General features: G+C 56.6%; 6 protein-coding genes and 1 riboswitch. Of the genes, 5 read left to right on the top strand and 1 reads right to left on the bottom strand.

Annotated elements, in window-relative coordinates:
- Positions 1-1,158 precede the first annotated feature (1,158 nt).
- From PACILC2_RS24610 to PACILC2_RS24600, 3 genes are all read left to right on the top strand, one after another.
- The gene (locus PACILC2_RS24610; protein ID WP_062494615.1) at positions 1,159-2,250 is read left to right on the top strand and encodes a Gfo/Idh/MocA family protein; all 1,092 of its coding nucleotides are present in this window, start codon (positions 1,159-1,161) and stop codon (positions 2,248-2,250) included.
- Positions 2,251-2,348: 98 nt separating this feature from the next.
- Positions 2,349-2,528, top strand: a complete 180-nt coding sequence (locus tag PACILC2_RS24605) for a hypothetical protein (RefSeq protein ID WP_062494613.1) — start codon at positions 2,349-2,351, stop codon at positions 2,526-2,528.
- A 3-nt stretch (positions 2,529-2,531) separates the two neighbouring features.
- Positions 2,532-2,758: riboswitch (cyclic di-AMP (ydaO/yuaA leader) on the top strand.
- A gap of 3 nt (positions 2,759-2,761) precedes the next feature.
- Positions 2,762-3,238 (top strand): C40 family peptidase, encoded by a 477-nt coding sequence (locus PACILC2_RS24600; RefSeq protein ID WP_062494609.1) that lies wholly within the window; start codon positions 2,762-2,764, stop codon positions 3,236-3,238.
- Positions 3,239-3,327: 89 nt separating this feature from the next.
- Here PACILC2_RS24600 and PACILC2_RS24595 read toward each other — a convergent pair whose 3' ends face one another.
- Positions 3,328-4,437: a bifunctional 3-deoxy-7-phosphoheptulonate synthase/chorismate mutase gene (locus PACILC2_RS24595; protein ID WP_213531529.1), complete on the bottom strand. Its 1,110-nt coding sequence runs from the start codon at positions 4,435-4,437 to the stop codon at positions 3,328-3,330.
- 558 nt (positions 4,438-4,995) lie between these two features.
- On the opposite strand from PACILC2_RS24595, the gene hprK reads away from it, so the two are divergent.
- Positions 4,996-5,901 carry an HPr(Ser) kinase/phosphatase gene (gene hprK, locus PACILC2_RS24590; RefSeq protein ID WP_062494606.1) on the top strand — a complete coding sequence of 302 codons (906 nt, stop codon included), beginning with the start codon at positions 4,996-4,998 and terminating at the stop codon, positions 5,899-5,901.
- 72 nt (positions 5,902-5,973) lie between these two features.
- On the top strand, positions 5,974-7,173 hold the full coding sequence (locus PACILC2_RS24585; protein ID WP_213531527.1) for a GntR family transcriptional regulator: 1,200 nt from the start codon (positions 5,974-5,976) through the stop codon (positions 7,171-7,173).
- Positions 7,174-7,661 lie beyond the last annotated feature (488 nt).

Below are 7,661 nucleotides of genomic sequence, written 5' to 3'. Positions count from 1 at the left end.
TAAGCCGGTGGTTATGACTTTATGCTTGAAGTTGATGCTTGAAAACGGCCAGCCGTGTTCAAGGTTCCCGTTGAACGTGACGAGAGTGCCGCGATTCCTGCAAAAGTGCAGGATTTTACGCTCTGACAGATGCAAACGGTCCAAATTCCTGCAAATCTGCAGGAATTTGGATGTCCATAGCCCGAAATGCCTGTCGGACCGTTCCAAAAACTGCACAATTGCAGCAATTTGAGCTTTTTCGCGCCAAAAGTTCCCAAAAAACTGTATTTTCGCAGAATTTAAAGCAAGTGTCGTTGGCGAAGGTTCAAAGTACCGGTTAAGCGTCGATGGTTACGAACATTCGGATTCTTTAGCGCTTCGGAACATCTGTCCATGATAACGCGACCACATACTTCACCAGCCGCTCTGCCCGGCCTGTCTCAGAACGGAGTGATGCGGCAGAGGTGTGTGGTTAGACCTAGCGTGCGTGGTGCGGCAGGTGTGGCGGTGTGGTGCGGCGCGATAGGACGAGACGAGGCAGAGCGTGCGCGGGGGCGATGCGATGGGTATACGCAGGGCGGGAGGTGAGATGTAGCGAGGGCGATGCGGTGGGTATACGCAGGGCGGGAGGTGAGATGTAGCGAGGGTGATGTGGGCAAGGGGACGAGGCGTAGTGCGGCGTGGCATGGCAATATGCGTGGAACGGCGTACCGCGAATGCAAAGGCGAGACGCAGAACGTCGCGGGGTCGCGTGATGTAGCGGGAGTGCGCAGGACGGCGGGGCGCGGCAAAGGTGCGTGGTTGGGCTCGGTGTGCGGGGTGCGGCAGAGGTGTAGTGCGGCGTGACATGGCAACATGCGAGATATGGCGCAGCACGGCGATGTGCGGCGGCTAGGCGCGTCAGGGTACACGGTGTGACCCGGCGTGTGTGTAACGGTGCGGCGCGGCAGGGTGCATGGTGTGACCCGGCGTGTGTGTAACGGTGCGGCGCGGCAGGGTGCATGGTGTGACCTGGCGTGTGTGTCGCGGTGCGGCGCGGCAGGGGAGGTACACGATGTCGCAAATTTATAGTATCTCATTCGTATTCTTGTAATGCGCTTGCGGCAGGCATATGCTACCATTGGTGATGGTTGTTTTTTCATCCATACATAAATTCATGTTGAGCAGGGAGGAATGTTGATGTCTCGATTGCTGAAAGTTGCCATTGTCGGCTGCGGGGGCATTGCCAACGGCAAGCATATGCCGGCTCTGAGCAAGAACAAGCATGTGGAAATGGTCGCGTTTTGTGATATCGTCGAGGAGCGCGCGCTGGAGGCGGCGGCCAAATACGGCGCCGAGGGCGCCAAAACGTATACGGACTACAAGGAGCTACTGAAGGACGAAAGCATCGATGTCGTCCACGTATGCACGCCCAACGACTCGCACTCCTATATTACGATCGACGCCCTGGAGTCGGGCAAGCATGTCATGTGCGAGAAGCCGATGGCCAAGACGGCCGCGGAAGGCCGCGCGATGGTCGAAGCGGCACGCCGCACCGGCAAGAAGCTGACGATCGGCTACAACAACCGGTTCCGCTCCGACAGCCAGTATTTGAAGAGCGTATGCGATTCGGGCGAGCTCGGCGAAATTTATTACGCCCGCGCCCATGCGATCCGGCGCCGCGCCGTCCCGACCTGGGGCGTTTTTCTCGATGAAGAGAAGCAGGGCGGCGGTCCGCTTATCGATATCGGCACGCACGCGCTCGATTTGACGCTGTGGATGATGGACAATTACAAGCCGGTGTCGGTGACAGGCTCCGTCTTCCACAAGCTCGGCAGCAAGAAAAACGCCGCCAACGCCTGGGGGCCTTGGGATCCGGACAAGTTTACCGTCGAAGATTCGGCCATGGGCTTCATCAAAATGGCGAATGGCGCGACGATCGTGCTGGAATCGAGCTGGGCGCTCAATACGCTGGACGTCGACGAGGCGAAATGTACGCTGTGCGGTACCGAAGGCGGGGCCGACATGAAAGGCGGCCTGCGCATCAACGGCGAGCAGAACAGCCGGCTGTTCGTCAAAGAAATCGACCTAAAGGCGGGCGGCGTCGCATTCTATGAGGGAAGCGGCCCGCAACGCGACATCGACCTGGAGTGCGCGACGTGGATTGACGCGATTTTGAACGACAAGGAGCCGGTTGTGAAGCCCGAGCAGGCACTGGTCGTAACGGAAATTTTGGAGGCGATTTACGAATCGGCCCGCACCGGCAAAACGGTCTACTTTAACGAAGAATAAGCGGCGGGGAGATCCCGATCGTCGGGAAGAAGGCGCACGGTACGGATTTAATTCCGTCAAGCGCGTCTTCTTTTTTTGCATCCGGGTTGGAAAGGAAGATGAAAGGGCAGGAAGAGAAAGTTGAAGGATTGGATGAGAAATATGGAGGATCGGAAAGAGAAATTAAAGGATTGGATGAGAAAGATGAAGGATTGAAAGGAAAAGATGAAAGGATTCTAATGTTGCAAGAGGAGGTTTTTGGCGAATCGAATCGAATTTGTAACATAGCTTATCTATAAACATATAACAGCATGCCGAATTTTCGCGAGCGAAAACGGGGGACCCATTTCGTCATACAAGCATAGTTTACCGCGTTGATATGATGAAGCGATAACGGTGCGGCGCCGGCAATGCCGGGCGAGCCGTTTCCGCTTGGGGTGAACGAATCCGGCTGACAGTCAGCTGCGGATTCCAGGGAACCTTCAACCGAACCCACAGCTAACCTCGTAGGCAATTGAAGGGAGACTCGTTTTTGAAAAAGGTTTTATTGTCGATTGTAGGTGCGGTGATTTTGTTTGCTTCCAGTGCAGGCGCAGCTTCTGCCGGCGCGCCCAAACTGCTGAGCGCCGTCGATGAAGTCGTGGGCACTCCTTATCTGTACGGCGGCACGACCACGAAAGGCTTCGATTGTTCGGGATTTATTTTGCACATTTTCAAGCAGTACGACATCAAGCTGCCCCGAACGTCCAGAGAGCAGGCGAAAGTAGGCACGAAAGTAGACAAGAGCGATCTCCGGGTGGGAGATCTCGTGTTCTTCAACACAAGCGGCAAAGGCGTTTCCCATGCCGGCGTTTACGTGGGCAACGGCAAATTCGCGCATTCTTCAAGCAGCAAGGGCGTCACGATTACCAAGTTGTCCAGCTCCTACTATGCCAAGCGCTATGTTACCGCGCGCCGGGTAACGACGAAAGCGCAATATTCGAAAATGATCGGAGTCAAGCTCTCGTAACGATAAATGCGGTACAAGACCATAAATGCGGTACAAGCGGTCCGCGGGTGCGTATGCCCGGGGGCCGCTTGTTTGTTGTATTCATCTGTTTAAGCCGGATTTAACGTACCGATGCCGTTACGGGGAACCCGGAATAGCCCGGACGCAAGCAGCCGTTCATGGAAACGGCGAAATTCGGGAATATCGAATTGCTGGCCGGCGTCGGAAAGCGCCGCCTGCGGATTCGGATGAACCTCCACCATAATGCCGTCCGCCCCCGCCGCCAGCGCCGCCTTGGCGCAAGGCAGCATAATGTCTTTGCGGCCGGTCGAATGCGTGACGTCGACGAGCACAGGCAGATGGCTTTCCTGCTTCAAAATCGGGACCGCCGAAATATCGAGCGTATTGCGCGTCCATTTCTCGTATGTGCGAATGCCCCGTTCGATCAGCATAACCTGCGTATTGCCCCGCGAGACGATATATTCGGCCGCCAGCAAAAATTCCTCCAGCGTCGCCGCCAGCCCCCGCTTCAGCAGCACCGGCGTGCGGACGTCGCCGGCCGCCTTGAGCAGCTCGAAGTTTTGCATGTTGCGGGCTCCGATCTGGATGATATCGACATAGCGGGCGGCCGTTTCGATATCATGGGGCGTGACGATTTCGCTAATGGCGGCCAGTCCGAATTCATCGGCGACTTCGCGAAGCAGCTTTAGCCCTTCGAGGCCGAGCCCCTGAAAGTCGTAAGGCGACGTCCTCGGCTTGAAGGCGCCGCCACGCATAATACGGACGCCCGCTTCCTTCAGGGCGGCGGCTGTTTCTCTTAGCTGCTCGTAACTTTCTACCGCGCACGGCCCGGCAACGAGCGTGGATGTTCCCCCGCCGATCGCGGCGCCGTGCACGCGGATGATTGTATCCGCTTCTTGCGTCTGGCGGCTGACGAGCAATCGTTTCCGGTTATCCGCAGCTTGCGGGTCGAAGCTGGCCGTGAAAATGTGATGGAACAGACGGCGGACCGCCGCCTGTCCAAGTGGACCCGGATTGCGCGGAATCAGCTTCTCGAGCGTCTCCTGTTCCATGGCGGGATCGAACTTCGGCAAGCCCCGCTCCTGCCGGAGTTCTCCCAGCTTCACCGCGACGCTTGCCCGCCTCGACAACAGTGCGAGCAATTCCTCATCGATAGCGTCCAGTTCTTGATATAGCGATGATAATTCCGAATTTCTCATCGTTTTCCTCTCCCTTCCGATTCGTATCGGGCTTCGTCTTTCCCGCCGCACCGCGAGCACGACAAAAAGGCCTTCCGTCCGGCAGGGACGAAAGGCCGCGGTACCACCCTGATTAGAAGCCCAAAATACGCTTCTCGCTCTTCATCGATAACGGCATGGCGCCGGGGACCTCTAATGGCGGAAAACGGCACTCCCCGACCGTTCCGCGTTCAAGGTCCGACTCCGGAGTGAACTTCGGCCGGCGGTCTTTCGCGTCATGCTCTCAATCTCCGGCATGCCGTCCCTGTCGAAAGCCGTTGCCCGCCTACTCTCTCCCTCATCGTCTTTGTTGGCATGAAATTTGAAACTCATTATAACGGTGTCTGCACGATCGCACAAGCGGACAAGGCAAAGCGTTTACGGTGCGCTTCGCTGTCGCTTTGCCGCAGCGAAGATTGTGGCAGCCTTGCGAACAGACGAAGGAATAGAAGGGTTACGGCATACGGCTGTCGAATAGGAAAGGACGTAAGTCCTATGCGGCTTGCGCGGAAACGGATGTAGCGAAGGGAGTTATCGAAGATGAAATCAGTCGAGGTTAACGATTTGGTTGTCCGCTTTTCGCTCGAGGTGCTGGCCGGCAAAAAATATCTCAACCGACCGATTACCAAGTCGAAAGCCTACCGGCCGGGACTGGAATTTGTCGGTCATTTCGATTTCTTTCCGACGGAGCACGTGCAGGTGCTGGGGCTCAAGGAAATTACGTATTTGCACAAGCTGACCGAAGAGGAGCGGAATTTTCATATCGGCAATATCGTCAAGTATCACCCGCCATGCTTCGTTGTGACGCGAAACCTGGAAGGTTTGAAATATTTGAAAAAATATTGCGAGCAGGAAGGCATTCCGCTATTGCGGACGAAAGCGGCGACGAACGAGTTTATCGGACTGCTGGACGCTTATCTGGTCAAGGCGCTGGCGCCGGAAATCGCCGTTCACGGCGTTTGCGTCAACGTATCCAACATCGGCATTCTGCTGCGCGGCAAATCCGGCATCGGCAAAAGCGAAACCGCCCATACCCTGATTCGCCGGGGTCACCGGCTTGTGGCGGACGACATCGTCGTCTTGAAAAAGCTCAGTCCGCAAACGCTGCTCGGCACGCATGACGGAAAAACGCGGGAGTTTCTCGCCCTGCGCAGCATCGGGCTGATCAACGTGCCGCGCCTTTACGGCCGAAAGGCGTTCCAGGACGAAACGCGAATCGCGCTTGACATTGAACTGACCGAATGGAAGAAAAACGCGCTTTACAACGAGCTGGAGCTGGAAGAGAAATATACGGAATATATGGGGGTCCGCATACCGCATATCGAAATTCAGCTTCAGCCCGGCAGAGACGTGGCGGGCTTGATCGAAGCGGCCGCCAACAACTGGTATTTGCGGCAGCAAGGCTACAGCGCGGCGGAAGAGTTCATCAAGCGGCTGGAAATGTAGACGAAACACAATATATATTATGTATAATTAGGATTTGTTATATTAAATCCTGAATTGGAAGTGGGGCAGCAGTTGAGAAAACCAGTGCCGACCGAACATCTTTTTATTAAAATCCGCAACTATGTGGAACAGCAAATCAGCAGCCGCGAGCTGATGCCCGACGACCGGTTGCCTACGGAAGAGCAGCTGGCCGGTCTGTTCGGCGTCAGCAGGCTGACGGTCAAGCGCGCGCTCTCCGAATTGGTGGAGCGCGGACTTATTTATCGGATCAAAGGAAAAGGCACATTCGTGACCGGCAGCAAAGCGGCCGCGCCGCCGCCCTTGCATGCGCCGTCCGTCCGGATTCCGGCGCCGGACGATCCGCAAGAGCCGCCGGAGCCGGAGCCGGAGCGCCGCCCAGCCGCCGCATCCCCGGCATCGGTGGCGGTCATTCTACCTGACCTGGTATCGCAGTTCGGCGCGCATATAGCGCAAGCGCTGTGCGACCGGCTGACGGAGCACGGCCTGCGGGTCGAGCTGAAGCTGACGCATATCGATCTGGACCGGGAGAAGCAGGCGATCGTCGAGGCGGTGCGCGCCGGCGTCAAGGGCATTGTCATCTTTCCCCGGAGCGGGGAAATTTACAACGAAGAGATTTTGCGGCTCAAAATCGAACATTTTCCGCATGTGCTCATCGACCGTTATTTGCGCGGCATCGATAATCATTCGGTCTGTTCCGACAACTACGACGGCGCCTACCGCGCCGTTCGCCGGCTGACCGATTGCGGCCATCGGCATATCGGGATTTTGTGCCACGATATCCGCGGGGTCGAGACGGTGGAGGACCGGCTGAACGGCGCGCTCAAGGCGGTCGAAGAGGCAGGGGGAGCGGCCTATCCGCTCTGCAGCGTGACCGGCCGCTGGGAGACGCTGTACGGAACGGAGCCGGACGAAGCGCTGATCGGGCAGGTCGAACGGTATTTCCGGCAGCATAAAGCGATAACCGCCGTCGTGACGCTGCACCTGTCGATGGCGGCCGCCGTCGTCTATGTGGCGAAACGGCTGGGCCGCCGCATTCCGGACGATCTGTCGCTCATTACGTTCGATCGTCCGGAGATGCCGATTTTGCAGCATCCGATGCTTACCTGCGTAGCCCAGGACACGGCCGCGATGGGCAGGAAGGCGGCGGATGCGCTGGTGGAGCTGATGGAAGGGCGGACGGTGGAGAAACGAATCGTCATTCCGGTAGCGATGATCGAAGGCGAATCGATCGCCCCGCCGGGAAGCCGATAATCCGTTAACGGGAACGCATCCTGTTAACGGATTTTTTTGTTGCTTTTTTATATTCCTGCAATTGACAGAAAGGGAAAGAACCTATATGATGTACATAGTATACTTATTATACAATATATTTAACATATTAATCAAAGTTTATGACAGCATCGTCTGCCGCAAGGCGAAGGGATTCGCCGCGCCGGCTCCGCTATCCGGCGATGGAACAACCGTGCTTTTCGCGGCCGGTTTCCGGAGAAAGGCGATCAGACATCAGTGTAATGTAAACGCTTTATTTATCGTTCTCGATCGAAGAAGGGGGAGTATTGCATGAGCCAGCAAGCGACCGCCGGCGGTCCGCAAAGCCGGTTGAACGAGCGCCCGCTCCCGAAGCGCAGGCGGCTGCATGAAGTGAAGAGACAGCTGAAAAAATAAACTGGATGCTTTACGTCATTATTTTCCCGCCTGTCGTTTATTTTCTGATCTGGCATTACTGGCCGCTGTACGGG

Source organism: Paenibacillus cisolokensis, from assembly GCF_018403665.1.
Classification (GTDB): domain Bacteria; phylum Bacillota; class Bacilli; order Paenibacillales; family Paenibacillaceae; genus Paenibacillus_AH; species Paenibacillus_AH cisolokensis.
This window is presented reverse-complemented; position numbering and strand designations above follow the sequence as displayed.